22 protein-coding genes and 1 pseudogene are annotated in these 16,919 nt (G+C 46.9%); 18 read left to right on the forward strand and 5 right to left on the reverse strand.

Features of this window, described 5'->3' with window-relative positions:
* Positions 1-10: 10 nt before the first annotated feature.
* The gene (locus tag BT142_RS17850; RefSeq protein ID WP_175545521.1) at positions 11-328 is read right to left on the reverse strand and encodes a transposase; all 318 of its coding nucleotides are present in this window, start codon (positions 326-328) and stop codon (positions 11-13) included.
* A gap of 352 nt (positions 329-680) precedes the next feature.
* On the opposite strand from BT142_RS17850, the gene BT142_RS19810 reads away from it, so the two are divergent.
* Both BT142_RS19810 and BT142_RS19815 read left to right on the forward strand, forming a co-directional pair.
* Positions 681-944, forward strand: coding sequence for a relaxase/mobilization nuclease domain-containing protein (locus BT142_RS19810; protein ID WP_072419515.1), 264 nt, complete (start codon positions 681-683; stop codon positions 942-944).
* A gap of 6 nt (positions 945-950) precedes the next feature.
* On the forward strand, positions 951-1,118 hold the full coding sequence (locus BT142_RS19815; RefSeq protein WP_242872047.1) for a hypothetical protein: 168 nt from the start codon (positions 951-953) through the stop codon (positions 1,116-1,118).
* A gap of 118 nt (positions 1,119-1,236) precedes the next feature.
* Here BT142_RS19815 and BT142_RS17865 read toward each other — a convergent pair whose 3' ends face one another.
* Positions 1,237-2,493 (reverse strand): hypothetical protein, encoded by a 1,257-nt coding sequence (locus BT142_RS17865; protein WP_072419516.1) that lies wholly within the window; start codon positions 2,491-2,493, stop codon positions 1,237-1,239.
* A gap of 225 nt (positions 2,494-2,718) precedes the next feature.
* Here BT142_RS17865 and BT142_RS17870 point away from each other — a divergent pair, with 225 nt between their 5' ends.
* A complete protein-coding gene (locus tag BT142_RS17870) occupies positions 2,719-3,285 on the forward strand; it encodes a recombinase family protein (RefSeq protein WP_242872048.1) in 567 nt (188 codons plus the stop codon).
* A gap of 176 nt (positions 3,286-3,461) precedes the next feature.
* On the opposite strand, the gene BT142_RS17875 is transcribed toward BT142_RS17870, so the two are convergent.
* The gene (locus BT142_RS17875) at positions 3,462-3,788 is read right to left on the reverse strand and encodes a winged helix-turn-helix transcriptional regulator (RefSeq protein ID WP_072419502.1); all 327 of its coding nucleotides are present in this window, start codon (positions 3,786-3,788) and stop codon (positions 3,462-3,464) included.
* Positions 3,789-4,033: 245 nt separating this feature from the next.
* On the opposite strand from BT142_RS17875, the gene BT142_RS18900 reads away from it, so the two are divergent.
* From BT142_RS18900 to BT142_RS20050, 5 genes are all read left to right on the forward strand, one after another.
* Positions 4,034-4,195: a hypothetical protein gene (locus tag BT142_RS18900; RefSeq protein WP_242872049.1), complete on the forward strand. Its 162-nt coding sequence runs from the start codon at positions 4,034-4,036 to the stop codon at positions 4,193-4,195.
* A 105-nt stretch (positions 4,196-4,300) separates the two neighbouring features.
* On the forward strand, positions 4,301-5,341 hold the full coding sequence (gene acgM, locus BT142_RS17880; protein ID WP_072419517.1) for a radical SAM/SPASM domain protein, ACGX system: 1,041 nt from the start codon (positions 4,301-4,303) through the stop codon (positions 5,339-5,341).
* On the forward strand, positions 5,341-5,952 hold the full coding sequence (locus BT142_RS17885) for a 4Fe-4S binding protein (protein WP_072419518.1): 612 nt from the start codon (positions 5,341-5,343) through the stop codon (positions 5,950-5,952). The genes acgM and BT142_RS17885 overlap by 1 nt, the downstream gene beginning before the upstream one ends.
* Before the next feature lie 3 nt (positions 5,953-5,955).
* Positions 5,956-6,903, forward strand: a complete 948-nt coding sequence (locus tag BT142_RS17890) for an alcohol dehydrogenase catalytic domain-containing protein (protein WP_072419519.1) — start codon at positions 5,956-5,958, stop codon at positions 6,901-6,903.
* A 35-nt stretch (positions 6,904-6,938) separates the two neighbouring features.
* Positions 6,939-7,097, forward strand: coding sequence for a DUF1848 family protein (locus BT142_RS20050; RefSeq protein ID WP_347497772.1), 159 nt, complete (start codon positions 6,939-6,941; stop codon positions 7,095-7,097).
* Between the two features lie 272 nt (positions 7,098-7,369).
* Here BT142_RS20050 and BT142_RS17900 read toward each other — a convergent pair whose 3' ends face one another.
* Positions 7,370-8,986: a recombinase family protein gene (locus tag BT142_RS17900; protein WP_072419520.1), complete on the reverse strand. Its 1,617-nt coding sequence runs from the start codon at positions 8,984-8,986 to the stop codon at positions 7,370-7,372.
* Between the two features lie 309 nt (positions 8,987-9,295).
* Between BT142_RS17900 and BT142_RS17905 the strand changes: the two genes are divergently transcribed.
* From BT142_RS17905 to BT142_RS17955, 10 genes and pseudogenes are all read left to right on the forward strand, one after another.
* Complete coding sequence (locus BT142_RS17905) at positions 9,296-10,198, forward strand: alpha/beta fold hydrolase (RefSeq protein ID WP_072419521.1); 903 nt, start codon at positions 9,296-9,298, stop codon at positions 10,196-10,198.
* 21 nt (positions 10,199-10,219) lie between these two features.
* Complete coding sequence (locus BT142_RS17910; RefSeq protein WP_072419522.1) at positions 10,220-10,828, forward strand: hypothetical protein; 609 nt, start codon at positions 10,220-10,222, stop codon at positions 10,826-10,828.
* A 49-nt stretch (positions 10,829-10,877) separates the two neighbouring features.
* Positions 10,878-12,551, forward strand: a complete 1,674-nt coding sequence (locus BT142_RS17915) for an IS1096 element passenger TnpR family protein (RefSeq protein ID WP_072419523.1) — start codon at positions 10,878-10,880, stop codon at positions 12,549-12,551.
* Positions 12,552-12,562: 11 nt separating this feature from the next.
* Positions 12,563-12,826, forward strand: coding sequence for a hypothetical protein (locus tag BT142_RS17920; protein ID WP_072419524.1), 264 nt, complete (start codon positions 12,563-12,565; stop codon positions 12,824-12,826).
* Between the two features lie 50 nt (positions 12,827-12,876).
* Positions 12,877-13,206: a hypothetical protein gene (locus BT142_RS17925; RefSeq protein WP_139182298.1), complete on the forward strand. Its 330-nt coding sequence runs from the start codon at positions 12,877-12,879 to the stop codon at positions 13,204-13,206.
* Positions 13,207-13,228: 22 nt separating this feature from the next.
* Positions 13,229-13,456 (forward strand): DUF1653 domain-containing protein, encoded by a 228-nt coding sequence (locus tag BT142_RS17930; RefSeq protein ID WP_072419526.1) that lies wholly within the window; start codon positions 13,229-13,231, stop codon positions 13,454-13,456.
* A 1-nt stretch (position 13,457) separates the two neighbouring features.
* Positions 13,458-14,225: pseudogene (locus BT142_RS19820) on the forward strand (TraX family protein).
* 29 nt (positions 14,226-14,254) lie between these two features.
* Positions 14,255-15,226 (forward strand): hypothetical protein, encoded by a 972-nt coding sequence (locus BT142_RS17945; protein WP_072419529.1) that lies wholly within the window; start codon positions 14,255-14,257, stop codon positions 15,224-15,226.
* A gap of 228 nt (positions 15,227-15,454) precedes the next feature.
* On the forward strand, positions 15,455-15,793 hold the full coding sequence (locus BT142_RS17950) for a hypothetical protein (protein ID WP_072419530.1): 339 nt from the start codon (positions 15,455-15,457) through the stop codon (positions 15,791-15,793).
* Between the two features lie 30 nt (positions 15,794-15,823).
* Positions 15,824-16,573: a carboxylesterase family protein gene (locus BT142_RS17955; RefSeq protein WP_084659561.1), complete on the forward strand. Its 750-nt coding sequence runs from the start codon at positions 15,824-15,826 to the stop codon at positions 16,571-16,573.
* Positions 16,574-16,740: 167 nt separating this feature from the next.
* Here BT142_RS17955 and BT142_RS17960 read toward each other — a convergent pair.
* Positions 16,741-16,919 (reverse strand): transposase (locus tag BT142_RS17960; RefSeq protein WP_175545522.1); only part of this gene is annotated, 179 nt, incomplete at its 5' end.

Genomic DNA, 16,919 nt, shown 5'->3' on the forward strand with positions numbered 1-16,919 from the left:
GACGTTCGTCTTAGCTGCGCACGACGGCGAAAAAAGCGGAGGCTTCCTCAAGAAATTCGTTGAGTTCTTCAAGCTCACGGTTCTTCCTTTCAAGCTCTTTTATTCGCTTGTTTGCAGCCTGGAGCTGCTGAGCAAGGTTAAGAGATTCTTCGGGCAAGCGAGTGCCCGAGCCTGTATCGATCTCGCCTGCCTTTGCTTTACGCACCCATGTCAGCAAGGTGCTTTTGGGTATACCAAGTGCAGCGACGGCAGCGTTGGTCCCCACCTCTTTAGCTAATTTCACAGCCTGCTTTTTGAATTCGTTGTCATATTTTCTTTCTGAACCCATTTTTGACACACTCATTTGGTTTTATTATACTCTGGTTGTTAGAGTTGTGTCAAGTTTTATTATACAGCATTATTTTGTAGCAAAATGTCCGGTGGACATTTTAGAGTATCCATACGATCCACACGAGAACATACGGTGCAATTGCTTATATCTGCAACCCAGACAAAACCGCAGACCGCCGTCTTAGCTACGCACGACCTATGTTGTTAGCAACCTGTGCGTATCTTCTCCATGTGGAGCATCAGAACAGTTTAGAAACATCAGGCAGTCAGTCGGCACAGGACGAAGCCGAAGCGAGTGCCAGCACATAATTCAGAGCTTTGCCCCTGGTGAGGTCACTCCCGAACGTGCTTTGCTTATCGGGCAGGAACTTTGCAAGACACTTTTTAATGACGAGTATCAGTATATTCTTGCCGTCCATGTAGACCACTCCCATGTGCATAATCACATTATCGTGAACAATGTGAACTTCTACACGGGCAAGACTTTTGAAACCGAGCATAATCAGGGGAAAAAATCCAGACCGAGCGTGGAGCAAACTCTGCACGATTTCGGACGAATTTTGCAGAAAGCACGGGCTTTCTATCATCGAAAACCCGCATCTTTCAAAGGGTAAGAGCCATTGGGAATCAAACAAAATCTTTCGTGGAAAGAACAGCTTAAAAGAGCCATTGACGAGGATATCAAGGTCAGTGAGGACTTTGAGGATTTCCTTGCGAAGAGCGCTGATTTCGGCATACTTGTTGACTACAATCCCGACCACACGAGAAAGAAAAGTCAGCTTGAATAAAAAACGGCAGGGAGAGGTTGGCTCTCCTTGCCGTTGAGGATATGTGTAGTTACTTAGAATAATCAGAATTTGTCAATAGAAGCCATTATTATCATGATGACAGCCCAGATTGGAATGCTCAAATTTTGATATCTGTCACGATCCAGTCATTTTTCTCGATCGGATAGACACTGTCGCAGTACGGGCAGGCTTTGATCTTTGCCGCATCGAAACTTCCGCCGCAGGACGGACAATTGACAGCCATGATGGAAAAACCCAGATCGGTAGGCTTTTTGATGTTTTTCCGCAGGCTCATGCGTATCTTGTCGGACTTTTTGCGGATTTTTCCATCACAGTAGTGCAGGGAATCCATATAAAACGTAAGTGATACATCGCAGACACCGTCCTTGATGCTGTATTTGTTCACGCCGGAATTGAAGTACGTCGTATCCACGATCTCACGGAGTTTTTCAGGGAACGGATCATCGCACCGACAGACAGTCAATTCCTGTGGATCACGGCTGTAGAGCATGAGTTTGAGGAGGGACAGGGACTTGTCACGGAAATACTCTGTTGAAAAGGTGGGATCCAGCTTGCGCATATTATGGCAGAACCGCAGAGACGATGCGGTTTTTCCTGCACCGCGGAGATTTTTGCCCATCTTAAAGAAGGTGCTGATAAACTTGAAAAAGAGCCATGGCACGAAACCGAAGACCGCACCGCCGAAAAGTAGCCCAACAATATCCAGTACCCCGACACTTTTCCCGTTTATGATCTGACTGGCAATGCCAATCACCAAACAAAACAGTGCTGTTCCAATCATACATTTCACGAGCTGATTCTTTTCCGTGCCGCTCTTATGTGCCTCTTCAATGGAGTAATACATGACTTTCGGATAAAGTTCGTCTATCAGGAATTTCGTATCACAGTATTTGCAGCCGGATTCCAGCTTACCGAGAGTTGATGCTGCACCACAGTTGGGGCAGCAAAGCGGCGTATCAGGTGGCGGAACAGTACCTTCCTTTGGGTATTGCATGATGGTACAGATGACACTATCAGCGATTTTGTTGTAAATTTCCCTTTGTGTATTGCGGATGGTCGTGGTGATGCGTTTGTTTCCGGCAACGCTGGAGTTCACAAAGACATTGTCGCTGTAAGACATGGAAGAAGGTGCAGAATCATGCTCAGCAGGTTTTTCAACCTTTACCTTGACATCCAGACCGAGCGATTGGAATTTCTGTTTTTGCAGTTCCAGCGTGAAGCGTGTGTCCTGACTAGCAAGCTTCGGTATTTTTCCGAGACCGTACCAGACCGAGAGCTGTTGAGCGAAACTGTGAAATTGCTGGTTCAGTTTCTTATTATCCGAGAAGTTAATGTTTACTCCCAAAATTTCCATAACGCAAATTCTCCGCTTTCTTTAATACATTAAAAACACAATCTATATTAAAATCATTATAAAAGCCATTGCCTTATATCTTTTAATAGATTGCTACCAATGCCGATTTTCACGAGCAAGCCGAGTGCCTGTTCTCACAAATAATTATACATCATCACCGCCAATAAGTCAATCACATATCAACAGAAAGAAAAGTATTTTTACATCAGAAAGGAAACAACAACTATGAGCAAAATAGGCTGCATCAGAGTATCCACAGGACATCAGGAGACAGCAAGACAGCAGGAGATCACGTGCGACTATCAGGTAGACCGCATCTTCTCTGAGAATATTTCGGTGAGCACGCAAAATGCTTCGCTATTTGCTACAGACCGTCCTCAGCTTAAAGCTATGCTGGACTATGTGCGTGAGGGCGATACGCTCTACGTCGAGAGTATCAGCCGTTTAGGACGCTCCACAAAGGATTTGCTGAACATCATTGGCACTCTCACCGAAAAGGGCGTCACTCTTATCAGCCACAAGGAAAACATCGACACCGACACGCCTACGGGCAAATTCATGTTGACCGTGTTCGCTGCACTCTCTCAGCTTGAAAGAGAACAGCTTAAACAGCGACAGCGTGAGGGCATCGAGATCGCTAAGGCTCAGGGCAAGTACACAGGCAGAAAACCCATTGAGATTGACTGGACGAAATTCGGTCAGCTTTATGGGGAATGGAAGTCGAAGAATATAACGGGCAGAGATTTTATGCGGAGAATGGTTAGCGTGAACTTGTTCATGCGGTCGGCATAACACCTTTTACCGCCGTGTCAGGGAGTATGAAGCCACTCACGGCATTGCCGAGCCGGTCTCTGCTTGACAGCGCTCTCAGACGAACGGAAAAGTCCCACAGAGCAATCCGAGCCTGCGGAGCGGAAAACTAATTGCCTGAAAAGAAAAAGTCCTCAGAATACTCCGAGGACTCAATATCATATATTATTCTCCTTATACTCCTGACCCCAAGCCTGCATCGCATCAAGTATCGGACGGAGCGTTTCGCCAAGCTCGCTCAAAGAATACTCCACTCTCGGCGGCACCTCTGCATAGACTGTACGAACGATGATACCATCGCTTTCCATTGACCGCAGACTTTCAGTCAGCACCTTCTGGCTGATGCCGTCAAGAGACTTCCGCAGCTCATTGAACCGCCACGGACGGGCAAGGAGATTTCTAAGTATCAGCAGTTTCCATTTGTTTCCGATTAGCTGTACTGTAGTCGCAACAGGACAATCCGGCAGTTCTTCCTTTTTCAGCATAGCGCACCTCCGATAGTTTCAAAAAGAATGTTATATTCATTATAACATACAACAGTCCAAAAATCAAGTGTAAAGTGCCGTTCACGGAATGTTTACAAAAATTTTTTTGCCCCAAAATCACGAAATAGCTCAATAGTTACTTTTTTGTAACTGAGGCACAAAAAAGTGCGTACTTGTGTGGTTCGGACTTTTCTGCTATACTGAACACAACAGGGAAACCTGATTCTAAAAAGGAGGTACAAGCCATGAGTGAGATGCTGAACAGAGTTGCCGCATACAGCACAGAGAATAGTGCCTGCGGCACAGCCGATCCGAAGGAAGCTCCTGCTTCTGCGTGTGGAACTGCTGATCCTGCACCTTCCGCTTGCGGTTCTGCCTGCGGTGCTGCTGATCCCGACAAGAAGTAAGTCGTTAAACTTCATACACAAGGTCAGGCATATCGGCTCACCGTCGGTATGCCTGTGCTGTAACAAATCAGGCATTAGCCTATACATAGATCGGAGGACACCGAGATGAAACCGTATTTTGCTTTCCAGTGGCATATCACCGACACCTGCGACCAGCGGTGCAAGCACTGTTATATTTTTGCAGAAGATAACTGCAAGGCGCTCACGGAAATGCCGTGGGAGAAGATGAAACAGGTGGTCGAGAGCTGCGAGGAAATGTGTTGCAAGCTCGGTCGGACTCCCTATTTTTACATCACGGGCGGTGATCCGATCCTGCACCGTGATTTTTGGAAACTGGCGGAGCTTCTGAAAGAAAAAGGCATCACATGGGGCATTCTCGGCAATCCGTTCCACCTGAATGATGAGGTCTGTAAAAGGCTTTACGACCACGGGTGTCGGAAATATCAGCTTTCCCTTGACGGAATGGAGGATATGCACGACCTGTTCCGCAAGCCCGGTTCCTTTCAGACTACGCTCAAAGCGATAGACTACATCAAAAATGCGAGAATGTGGTGTGCAATCATGTCCACCGTATCAAGCATGAATATTGGCGATTTTCCGCAGCTTATCGACCTTGTGGCAGAGAAGAATGTTGATGTTTTCGCATTCGGTCGCTACTGTCCAACAAGCGGTCAGAAGTCGGAGGAATACCACATCACACCGACCGCCTACCGTGATTTTCTCGATATGTGCTACAAGAGGTTTCAGTACCACAAGCAGAACGGCTGCAAAACCACATTCCAGTACAAAGACCACCTCTGGACGCTGTATCTCTATGAGCAAGGCTTATTCAAGATACCCGAAAACCACGACAATGACATGATCTATGACGGCTGCCATTGTGCGATCGGTCACATGACCATTCTCCCCACGGGTGATGTGTATGCCTGCCGAAGAATGGAGAGTAAGATCGGTAACGTGTTTGAGACTTCAATGTATGACCTGTTTTCGGGTGCGCAGTTAGAGGAATACCGACAGTTTGATAAATTTGAGAAATGCTCAAAGTGCGAGCTTCGGAGTTATTGCCGTGGCTGTCCTGCCGTGACCTTCGGTTACACCGGCAATATGTATGCACCCGATCCGCAGTGCTGGAAGGAGGTCGGCTAATGGATCTGCAAACCTGTCTGAAAAAATTCGAGCTTGTTCAGGTGCTGAACTTTGCTACCGTTGATGAGGACGGCGCTCCGCAAGTTCGCAATATCAGTGCGATACACTACGAACCCGATGCACTCTACTTCTTCACCGCAAGGGGCAAGGAATTCTGCCGACAGCTTCTCCGTGATGGCAGAGTGCAGGTAAGCTGTTACACACGCTTCAAGGAAAGCATCAGGCTTTCGGGCAAAGCTGTTCCCGTACCCGATGATGAGCAGATCAAGTGGCGTGACAAGATATTCGAGGAACAGCCCTATCTTGAAAATGTCTATCCGAAGGATACGAAGAATATTGGTATCATCTTTGTGATAAAAGGCTTCACGGTCGAGTATTTCAACCTCGGTGTCAACCCGATATTCCGTGAGGTCTACGAATGTGGAGCGACCGCAAAGCCGAAGGGCTTTATCGTAAACGAGGACTGTATCGGCTGCGAGACTTGTGTTTCAGCCTGTCCGCAAAGAGCGATAGATATGCAGGACGGCAGAGCGAATATCCGTCAGCAGAACTGTCTGCATTGCGGCAACTGCTTTGAAAACTGTCCTGTTCAGGCGATAGTGAGGAGGTAAGCCATGAAAGCTGTTTGTATTGATAAAGTCACCCCTGCTGAAGAAGTGACTCTCGCAGAGATACCCGTCCCCGAAGTCAAGCCGGACTGGGTGCTTGTGAAAGTCAGAGCTTTCGGAATGAACCATTCCGAGCAGATACTCCGCCTGTCGGAGATCAAGGCGGATTATATCGTGAAGCCTATCGTGCCCGGTATCGAGTGCGTGGGCGAGATTGCAGATGCGTCAGATACGCATTTTACGATCGGACAAAAGGTCATTGCCCTTATGGGCGGTATGGGCAGGAGCTTCAACGGCAGCTATGCGGAATATGCTATATTGCCTGCACATCATGTTTTTGCGATAGAGAGTGACCTAACCTGGGAGCGCCTTGCTGCTGTTCCCGAAACCTATTTCACGGCATGGGGTTCGCTTTTTGAGTGTCTGCAACTGAAAAAAGAAGATACCTTACTTATCAGAGGTGCGACCTGCGCTCTCGGCTATGCAGCGATACATATCGCAAAGGCACTTGGGTGTAAGGTGATCGCCACCACACACCGAAAAAGCAAGCTGTCACTGATAACAGATGCCGATGAAGCGATGCTTGATGACGGTCAGCTTGCAGGCAAAGTCAAGGCAGCAAAGGCTTTGGAACTTGTGGGAGCAAGGTCGATCCGTGACACGCTCCGCTGCATGGTGAAAGGCGGAATCGTCTGCCACACGGGACTGCTGGGCGGTGTTTATACCCTTGACGGCTTCGATCCGATCAAAGAGATTCCGAACGGAGTTTACCTCACAGGATTTTTCAGCAATTACCCGACACAGCAGACCGTTGACGATATATTTGCTTTTCTGAACGAGCATCGGTTAGAGCCTTGCTTCGGTGAGTGCTTTGACTTTGAGCATATCAAAGATGCCTGCATTGCCCTTGACAGCGGCAAGGTAAACGGCAAGATCGTTGTAAAAATGCCATAGATATGATATAATAGTAAGAAAGGACGGTGAGGAGCATGATAATCAATACAGGTATGCGGACGGATATTCCTGCATTTTATTCCGAGTGGTTCATGAACAGGATACGGGCAGGCTTACTTGCATTCATTTCAATCAGCTCAAGCAGCAGCGATGGACGCTGTGGCAAACGCCATCAGAATTACACAAAAAAATGAAACACCGCAGCAAGCTGCGGCAAGCAGTCTATGATTTCTTGGTCTTTACGATTCAGGAAAAATAAAGACCAAACAAAGACCAGCCGGCAAAGACCAAACAAAAGAAAAACGCTTAAACGACGATATAGCGTCATTTAAGCGTTCCGATTGGAAACTCCCCCTGTTGGACTCGAACCAACGACCCTGCGGTTAACAGCCGCATGCTCTAACAGTGTCGGAAGTTTACAACGCAGTTTTGCTTTAAAAATTTGGTCAGCCTATTTGCTGACCTTTTATGCTTTTACGGTACTCACCGTATTGACGGTATTCCAGTTATCGCAGAACTGCTGATAAGTCATGTTAAGCAGTATGCTGACCTTATAGTCTCTGCCGACATCTATTCTGTCTACAAGCTCTGCAATGATCATTTTCTTCTGCTCCATAGTACTGTCTGCGAATTCCTCTGCCCAGTTTTTGAAACGGTCATAAAGGGGTTTCACACTTTCCATTGAAGCCTTCTTTTCCATCATTTCAGTATTCAGAGTATCTAACTTATGCTGCTGCTCAGAAATCTGATTCTCAACTCCATCAATAACTTTACTGAGCTGTTCCGGAGTAAATGCGCTCTCACCCGTGAGAGCCTTTGCAATCTCCTTTTCCAGCTTTTCATGCTGCTTCTGTAGTTTAGAGATGTCCAGCTTGAGCTTTGTCTGCTTCGCTTTGTAGCTCTGCATCTCTTTCGTGAAATGCTTTTTCAAAACCTTTTCATCGGGAGAATCCGTGATGCTCGCAAACATATTCTCTATCGCTTTTACAACAGCATCATCGACCTTGTAGGCAAGATAGGAACTCTGTCCGTCACAGTCACAAAGTCCCCTGCTCTTGTGATAGCACAGATACTTGGCTCTCGTGAACTCATACAACGAACCGTCTTTTCGCCTGCGTCTGTCGGTATGGCTGATAGAAGTCAGCTTTCCGCCACAGTGAGCGCAGTACATGATACCAGAAAGAAGTGCGCTGCTTTTAGTCTGATAAGCTATCTTGCGATTCTCATCATTCTTCTTCTCACGCTCATCAAGGATATGCTGTGCCTGCTCAAACATCATCTCGTCGATGATCTGTAATTCTTTCAACTGAGGCGATACCGTTTCGCCGCTTACCATGTAGCCACAGTACAGCCTATTCCTTAATATCCTTTGAATCGTGTTGCACTGGAACTTGCTGTCATTGTGAGTTTTCACTCCCTGCTTGTTGAGGTATTCAGCAATACGGAAAGAACCATATCCGTTCTTGACAGTCTTTTCAAAAATCACCCTGACCCACTCGGCTTCCTCGGGGTTGACCGCCAGATCAAAAGAGGGTTTGCCTTTCTTATTCAGCCTTCCTCTGTTCTCCAGCATATACCCGAAAGGTACCGGACCTCCACGGTAGATACCTTCCGCCGTAAGCTGCTGCATACGAGTTTTGATACGCATAGAAGTCTTTTCAGACTCCCCTGCCGCCTGCCAGAAACGTATGTAGTTCATCAGCTTATCGACATGACTTTCGAAGCGCTGCTCGCCTTCGTTGACACTCCACACCCTTATATTGTGCTTTGCGAACCACTCGACGATAAAAGGTGTTTCGTCATCAATTCTTCCAATACGATCGAACATGAACACCAGCAGTACCTGAAACTCACCCTTGAGGGCTGCGTCCTTCAAGTCCTGGATAGCATCACGATCCTTTGCGGATACCTTGAAACCTGATACACCTTTTTCGAGGAACTCCTTGCCAATAGTCCAACCCATTCTATCAGCGAACTCGTGGCAGGCTTCCCTCTGCATGGGAATATCGTCCTTGACTCTATCGACCTGTCCTTTGGTAGATACTCTATATAAAGTGTATGCTGTTACATTGTCCTTACTCATTATTGATAACCTCCTGTCAGATGTGTCTGACTGTTACCGAAAAATCGTAAGGCTCTTGTCCAATAGGGGTAGCTAAATTGTCAAGATGCAGTGCGTGATATTCCACTTTCACGCTTTACTACATTATAACGGATTGACCCATGATTGTCAAGTGGTTTTACGAGATTTCGGTATATAATTTTGAAAATATTTAATTGACTTAAGCTGCGTGTTTAAGTGATTTGACTGTTGGTTTATTGACTAATTAGGTGGGGTATGGTATAATATTCTCATATCAATATTCTGTTAGTTTTTTCAAGGAGGATCACCATGCCATACACTAAAGTCAGCGAAAAACAGATATACTATGAAGAATACGGCAGCGTGAACAAACCGACTGTTCTCTATCTTCACGGCGGTCCCGGCGAAAGCTGTCTTACTTATTCCTATCAGGCTAAAAAGCTGGGCGAGTATTGCCATGTTATCAGCTTTGATCAGCACGGGGTATTTCGCTCCGACGCTCTCCCCGAAAACAGCAGACTCTCTGTAAATGAACTCGTCGAAATGACAGAACAGATGCGTATCGAGCTTGACATAAAGAGCTGGATACCACTCGGACATTCCTTCGGCGGAATGCTTGCGCTCATCTATGCTCACAATTATCCCGACAGCACCAACGCAGTGATTTACGACAATCCCATGTGGAGCGCACTGCACACCGCAAGGGCAATCGCAGAAGCCACTCTTCCCAGCTTTGAAAAGGCAAATAATACGGAACAGACGACGCTTTGCAAAGAGATACTGCAAGACGGCATTTCTGCAAAGGAAGCATTTGAAAAGTCCATGAGCATAGAAATGAACGATGATGTCCGCCGTCATTGTCATGTGATAGATACCGACAGCTACAACGCCTATATCAACGAGCACATCGAAGACCCGCAGGTTCCCGAGGAATGCTGGGGGAAATTCATTGCTTTCAGGCAAAGCCTTTTTGATTCGGAAGACTTTTATGAAAACTATTTGCCTTACCTTTCTGACATTTCCAAGCCGCAGCTTCTCATCGTCGGCGAATACGATATGACCTGCGGGGAATATGAAAGAAATTATTTCAGCGAGCACGCTCAAAACGGGACTTTGGAGCCTTTTGCCGGCTGTGCGCATCTGTCATGGTTTGAAGAACCGCAAAAATACACCGAAACAATAGCCCGGTTTGTTTTGTCTTTGACGGAATAAATCAAAAGAAAGAAAACCAATATGCCTGGAAATGAAAATATATCCGTGCAGCAATGGTCTGACAGCTCCGAGAAACCGATACCCGGGCAGCGTATGTCTGCTGTCAAAATAATAATACTGATGATATGCTGCATCACAGCGCTTTTCCTTTTTGCTCATTATCAGATGGATCTCGGGACTTTTCGTGGCAGTTCCTTTGAGGAATGCAGAAAAAGAGTGCGAGGGAGTTTTTATTCTTATAAGCTCCCGGATGACGCTGAAGATTTCAGGTTTATCTGTCACAATTATGGACTTGGTGCAAATTCTGCGGAGGCTTTTACCCTGCATGATACTGAGTATGATGAATTTGTCGAGGAAGTAAAAAAGAAAGAGCCGGGTTCGGTTGTTGGCTACCATGATGATCTGGATTTTGCCGGTATGAAAGTCTCTGAAACCGCAGATTATTATGATACATACGGAAATTATATTGGATTTCCCACTGACAGAATAGAATATGTGATAGACGACGATATAAATGATTACACAATATTGTATTATGACGCATATGAAGGATCAGGCTCCGAAATAAACGCAATTGCAACAAATCCTGAGACAGGACGTATCGTGATCTACAGTTACGGCAGTAATTAAGTAGTAGACTGTGAGTTACCGCAACAAACTAAACAGCAAAGGAGACCCCATGAAAGCAAGAATCCACATACCCAAGAAAACCTACGTCATCAGCGTATCCCTCATGAAAGGCTGCTACCGTCACATCAAGATCGCCTCGAACAAAACGCTTGATGACCTGTCATCTGCAATACTTGCGGCGTTTGATTTTGACAATGACCACCTCCACGCTTTCTTTATGGATAACAAGCGTTGGAGCCATGACGATTCGTATTTCTTGCAGCCGGAGTACGGCGAGCGTGACACTACCGAGTACAAGCTCGCACAGGTCGGACTTGAAAAGGACAAGAAATTTCTCTATCTTTTTGACTTTGGCGACGAGTGGTGGTTCAGCTGCAAGGTGCTGAGGGTCATTGACGGTGTGTGTGAGGATAACGAGGTGGTGCGCTCTGTCGGAGATGCGCCCGATCAATATCCCGACTACGATGATTATGAGGAAGAATTTGATGAGGACGAAGATGATGTATTCGGCTTTGAGCCTTATCCCGACAGCCTTTATGCCGCCGCTTTCAGATTCAGAGATACCAAGCTGTGGGAAAATCTGAAAAAGGAAGATGTCTTTGCCGTGAAAATGTTCGACGGCGAGGTCTGCTACTGTTCGGTATATGCAGATGAACCACCGACGTTCTTTGTATTTGACACTCCCTACGGACTTTACGAATATCTGAAACCCCACGATGCAGGAGAAGGCACTCCGAAGGAATACATGGAGTACATCTGCTTACAGGATCACATCAGCTGCGCCTTTGCCGCAAAGGATATGGTCGACCCGCATTCTGCGGAGCTTGCAAAGGATTATGCCAAGAAAAACAAAATTTCAATGCGTGGAAAACACGCCTATCCGTATATGGCGAGAGATGTTGCAGGTCACTTCCCGTTCGTGATCGTTGCCGATTTTGAGCGCAGGTATCTTGAAGATGCCCTGAATGCCGCCACTCTGCTTTCGGTGATATTGGAGCATAATGACAAAGGCGCTGTCGGATTCGGCAAGGAAAGTACCATGCCGCTGTTTGAATACACTGCAAAGGACGGAGACGCTATTAAAGAGATAGAATACCCGCCTAAGCCCGAGCCAAATCATCCCGCACCAAAGGCAAGAAAATACAAGAAAAAGCTGCCGCACAAGGGAATATATGAGTGCGACATCGTGTATGCGCCTGCACCTGCCGAGGAGATCGTCGGCGTTGTAAGGTCAGCAGTGCCGTATGGAGTCACATTTATGGCAGTCGATACCGACGAGGACGGCGAGTTTTTCTACACCGATATGTATTCCGGTTATGAAAGAAACTGCGAAGCTATGCTTGAAGCAGTAATCAACGATTTTGAGCAGGACGGTTTTGTTCCCGAGGAGATCAGGATCGTTGATGAACGCACCGATAGTCTGCTCGGGAACTTCTGCTATATAAATGGTATAAAGCTCACCCGTGTTCAGGAGTTTGAAGTCTTTGAGCAGTATCGGGGATATTACATCAGTTCTGTACTTGACGAAACCTCAGACGAGCTTGATGACGAGCATTCCGCAGAAGAAATGTTTGACGAGATATGCGTCGCTATCCGTGAGCTCTCCGAGGAACAGCTTGCGACCATGCCAAAAGAGCTGTACGATCAGGTAATGACATCGGATCTTCTGCCAGACGATTTGCAGGCAAAGCTGCGGCGGTCGAGGATAAAGCGGAACAAGTAAGGAGAATCACTATGTCCGAAGAAAAAGGATTTGAATTACCCCGAAGTCTATACAAAGAGTTCAAGAAGATGAGTCGTGAACAAATGCAGGCTGTTCTGACCGACATTTATCATCAGGGCGCTGAAAGTGTCGAAGCGGTTAGCGTTGACCTTGATGAACTGCGTAAGGCGATAGGCAATATAAATGGTATTGGCGAAAAGCGGCTTGATCAAATAATGGCAGTCATAAAGAGCTTTCTAAGCGAAAATGAAGCTGATGAAGGCGGGGCTTCGTGAGGTGTGTATCAGTGAGTATTTTTTCAAAATCAGAATATGAAACCATGCTTATGGATTTTAAGTTTGCTGAAACCGATGACTTCCCTACTATCCAGGCATACGGCATGGTTGACGGCAAAATGTATTACTGCAATGCAACTTACAGTATCAGAACAAGGTGCTATGCTATGTGGGAGGACGGGCGGTACAGCGGAATCGCATCAGCTCTATATAAAGCCGCTGGAAGAGTAAAGATAGAGGTCATTCTGAAACGAAAAAAGGGCGAGCTGGTGGATTTTAAAATAGACCTTGAGCGACTTGCCGAGACTGTCGGCAACCCGGATATTAAAGCGCTGGAGCTGGACGGCTGGGGGCTGTATGACCATGAAACTGAGATGTGATTCCAAAGGAGAAGAAAACTCTATGACATACGAAGAAGCAATAACCGCTATCCCCAAAGGCAGATACCGCCACTACAAGGGCAACGAATACGAGGTACTTGAAATCGCGCACCATTCAGAAACGCTGGAGCCTATGGTGGTGTACCGTGCGCTTTACGGCAAGGGCGAAGTGTGGGTGCGCCCGGCTAAGATGTGGAATGAAACTGTCGATGACGGTAATGTACTGAGATTCACCTGCATAGAGGACTAAGATGGAAAGAGATAAACTACAAGTGCTCGACCGTGACACGGTCAAGCTAATAGCGATAGTACCCATGACTATCGGGCATTTGCTGTCCTATCTGGAATACTTCGCCACAATGACAGACAAGCCCCTTTGGCTGCACCTGCTTGTGCAGGCTTCACTTTTTGCACCGCCGGTATTTTTCTTTTCCATAGCGGACGGTTTTAAATACACCTGTTCACGAAAAAAATATGCCCTGCGGCTGCTGATTTTCGCACTCATCACGCAGATATCGTTCACACTTGCGAATCAAGGTACTCTGCTAACTGCCCAAATATTTCTGAACCTTAACATTATCTTCACGCTGCTCATGTCGCTCGCAGCGCTGATAGTATGAGACAGCAAGCTGAAGCTGCCTATACGGATAGTGGCGATAGTAGCGCTTGACGCAGTCACTCTCCTTTTGCAAAGCGAGTGGATGTTATTCGGCATACTCATAGTGCTGGGACTGCACATTTTCCGTGAAAAGCCAAAGATACGTCTGATATGGTTCACGGTATGCGCCTTTTGTGTGGAGTTCATCTCAAACGGTCTGAGCCTTTACACTCTGATCTCTCCGCCGTTTCTGTTCGGAATGTTCTTCCTGCTGCTTTCATATTTTGTCATGACTGTATTATGCAGCGGGAAGAAGGGAAAACACCCGAAGTTTGCAAAGTGGTTTTTCTACATTTTCTATCCCGCACATCTGCTGATGATATACTTTGTCAAATTAGCTGCGGAGAAAGTCAACCTATAGCCATCAGTAAACATCACCGGAGAAAAAACATGAGAATAAAATACAAAAACGAAAATCTGCGCAAAAAAGTCCGTATTGACAAAGTAGAGTGCTGTCTGCACTTCGGGACGTTGTTTTTCTCGCTGCTGCTGATCTTTCTCAGCTTTTTCAACACCTACCGCGACATCTACAAAAGGCGGGATATACACTTTAGCAGTCTTGTGGGCTACAGCGACATAGTGTACACTCTCGACCTGGATAAAATGCCCGAGGAGATAGCAAAGCACTATTACATGGCGCCCGCAGACGGCAAGGCGCTGATGATACATAACTGTAAAGACGCCTTAGACGAGCTTGAGCAAAACGGCTCGGTCACCCTTCGGGGCAGGATCAGAAAGGTAAATGAAAACTTTCCCGAGCCTGCTCTCGCCGCTCAGGAATACTATGAGAAAAATGGACTTTTCAGCGGTGAGGAGAGCGAGAAATATTCCTACTATTACCTTGACTGCTTCCCCATCAGCTTCTCTGATGTGCTCACGAACGACCATCCTGTGGGGCTGGTGTTCGGCATAACGTTTTTGATAGTGCTGGCTATCGGAAGGGAGTTTTCGTCGCCCTACAACTATTTCAAGCACCTGCGTCCTGCTTCAACAGGCAGGCGCTACAAACCCGGGGAAATCGACGAGCTGGCGAATATGTACACTTCAAGATGGATAGAGCTTAACCACGCCTACCTGACACCCCATGCCCTGATCTTCACCGAGGGCGGTATGACGGTGGTGGAGTTTGATGACATCGAGGAGCTTTACTTTAAGAAAATACGCCACACAAGGCGCATAGGCATGGGTCACAGAATACCGTCATGCAACCGCTACCGCACCTTTTACACCTACCCCATGTATGTAAAGACCAAAAGCGGCAAGCGCCTGCGTCTGACGGATAACGGCGTTGACGGTGCGATAAAGGACAGGATAATAGCTGTATGCGGCGATGGCAAGTTCAAGGAGGGCTATAAAAAATAGGTGGCGAAACGGTATTTGATGAGGACAAGGGCAACTGGGCTTCACGCCCGGAGATAGCAGGGCTGCTGCGTGGCAGCCCTCTTTCTTTTTTGTAAATAAACTAAAAACAATTTTTCCGCTTAAAGTATTTTTAAGCTGCACCATATATAATAAATACAAGCAAAACGGCTGCGGATGGTAGTTCGCAATATAAATCACTCCGACAAATCATTATTGGAGGTATTTTTTATGTTTAAACGTTATGTATCTATCCTTGCAGCTGCAGCGGTATTGTTATCCTTGTCGGGCTGCGGAGATACTGAAAGCACTACAGACAGCACGACTGAAACTACAGCCGCAACGACTGTACAAAATGATGATAATGATACCGAGGTGACAGAGATGACCGAAACTGAAATAGAAACCGTAGTTGACAGCGAGGTCGCAGAGGAAAGCGAAGATACTGTGTCCGAAACGGAGCAGAGCGACAGCCAAACCGCCATTAATCCCATTGGTACAGTTGCGAACACCATTGCCGCTGATGAGGACGCACTTGTCAGCACCTATGCGGAAAAATTCACGCAGTAGACCTACGCCGATCCCGACACCGGGCTTTCTATCACATACAACCTCTTCCTGCCCTCCGGTTATGACGAGAGCAAGGAATATCCTATGGTGGTTTTCATAGCAGATTCAAGCTGTGCGGGAACCGAGGCTTCACGTTCGCTCACTCAGGGACTCGGCGCACTTGTCTGGGCTACCGATGAGTGGCAGGAAGCGAATGAGTGCATCGTCGCCGTACCGACCTATCCCGAAACTATCCTCGACGACCACGGCAGCTACACTACTACAGAATATGTGGAGCTTACAAAGCGTTTTATCGACTACATGAGCAGCAGCTATGCCGTAGATACAGACCGCATATACGGCATGGGGCAGTCTATGGGCTGCATGACCACGCTGATACTCGCTTCTGAATATCCCGACCTTTACGCCGCCTGTATGTTCGTTGACGGTCAGTGGGACGTGACTACCCTTTCAGGGCTCGAAAACCAGACCTTTGTGTATTTCGCAGCCGAGGACGATGAGAATGCTTTCAACGGCATGAGCGAGGTAATGGCTATGTTTGACAGCGACGGTGAGCAGTACAGCTACAACGAGTGGGACGGCACATGGAGCACTGACGAGCTTTCGTCAGCCGCAAGCGAGATGTTTTCCTCAGACATCACCGCCAATTTCATTTCGTGGACGAGCGGTACCATCGAGCCGAGCGACATGATGGGCGGTGCCGCCTATCACATGGCTTCATTCGATTATGCGTACAACTGCATTGCGGTCATGGAGTGGCTGTTTCAGCAGACGAGATAAACTGATATTTGATTTGAGCATGGAGCTGTTGCACCATCAGCACTCCCTCTCAATATCCGCACATCAAACCCGTCAAATACAATGCTTTGTAAAATAGGCATTTTCAGCGCGCACACCCCCAAGCCCTCTTCAAAAAGAGAACTCGGGGGTGTTTTGTTCTGTTGGTTTTATGCCGATTTTAGTTCAAAAAGAGATATTCCGAGTCGGTTTCCCGAGATCTTCGTAAAAAGTTTCTTTATGTTGTATGCCAGCCCGAGCAAAATGAACTCTGTTTTGATGTTGTTTTTGCCCCTGCAAAGGAATCTTCTGAAGCCGTGATCTTCTTTCAGCACTCCGAACACGCCTT

Source organism: Ruminococcus sp. YE71 (genome assembly GCF_900119155.1).
Classification (GTDB): Bacteria; Bacillota; Clostridia; order Oscillospirales; family Ruminococcaceae; genus YE71.

Excerpts from the sequence above, each read along its gene's own strand:
- BT142_RS17900 (WP_072419520.1), bottom strand. The coding sequence starts at position 8,986 with ATGAGTAAGGACAATGTAACAGCATACACTTTATATAGAGTATCTACC.
- BT142_RS18900 (WP_242872049.1), top strand. The coding sequence starts at position 4,034 with ATGAGTGAGATGCTGAACAGAGTTGCCGCATACAGCACAGAGAATAGT.
- BT142_RS17850 (WP_175545521.1), bottom strand. The coding sequence starts at position 328 with ATGGGTTCAGAAAGAAAATATGACAACGAATTCAAAAAGCAGGCTGTG.
- acgM (WP_072419517.1), top strand. The coding sequence starts at position 4,301 with ATGAAACCGTATTTTGCTTTCCAGTGGCATATCACCGACACCTGCGAC.
- BT142_RS17945 (WP_072419529.1), top strand. The coding sequence starts at position 14,255 with ATGAGAATAAAATACAAAAACGAAAATCTGCGCAAAAAAGTCCGTATT.
- BT142_RS17915 (WP_072419523.1), top strand. The coding sequence starts at position 10,878 with ATGAAAGCAAGAATCCACATACCCAAGAAAACCTACGTCATCAGCGTA.
- BT142_RS17905 (WP_072419521.1), top strand. The coding sequence starts at position 9,296 with ATGCCATACACTAAAGTCAGCGAAAAACAGATATACTATGAAGAATAC.
- BT142_RS17875 (WP_072419502.1), bottom strand. The coding sequence starts at position 3,788 with ATGCTGAAAAAGGAAGAACTGCCGGATTGTCCTGTTGCGACTACAGTA.
- BT142_RS20050 (WP_347497772.1), top strand. The coding sequence starts at position 6,939 with ATGATAATCAATACAGGTATGCGGACGGATATTCCTGCATTTTATTCC.
- BT142_RS17950 (WP_072419530.1), top strand. The coding sequence starts at position 15,455 with ATGTTTAAACGTTATGTATCTATCCTTGCAGCTGCAGCGGTATTGTTA.
- BT142_RS17865 (WP_072419516.1), bottom strand. The coding sequence starts at position 2,493 with ATGGAAATTTTGGGAGTAAACATTAACTTCTCGGATAATAAGAAACTG.
- BT142_RS17930 (WP_072419526.1), top strand. The coding sequence starts at position 13,229 with ATGACATACGAAGAAGCAATAACCGCTATCCCCAAAGGCAGATACCGC.
- BT142_RS17910 (WP_072419522.1), top strand. The coding sequence starts at position 10,220 with ATGCCTGGAAATGAAAATATATCCGTGCAGCAATGGTCTGACAGCTCC.
- BT142_RS17890 (WP_072419519.1), top strand. The coding sequence starts at position 5,956 with ATGAAAGCTGTTTGTATTGATAAAGTCACCCCTGCTGAAGAAGTGACT.
- BT142_RS17885 (WP_072419518.1), top strand. The coding sequence starts at position 5,341 with ATGGATCTGCAAACCTGTCTGAAAAAATTCGAGCTTGTTCAGGTGCTG.
- BT142_RS17920 (WP_072419524.1), top strand. The coding sequence starts at position 12,563 with ATGTCCGAAGAAAAAGGATTTGAATTACCCCGAAGTCTATACAAAGAG.
- BT142_RS17925 (WP_139182298.1), top strand. The coding sequence starts at position 12,877 with ATGGATTTTAAGTTTGCTGAAACCGATGACTTCCCTACTATCCAGGCA.
- BT142_RS17870 (WP_242872048.1), top strand. The coding sequence starts at position 2,719 with ATGAGCAAAATAGGCTGCATCAGAGTATCCACAGGACATCAGGAGACA.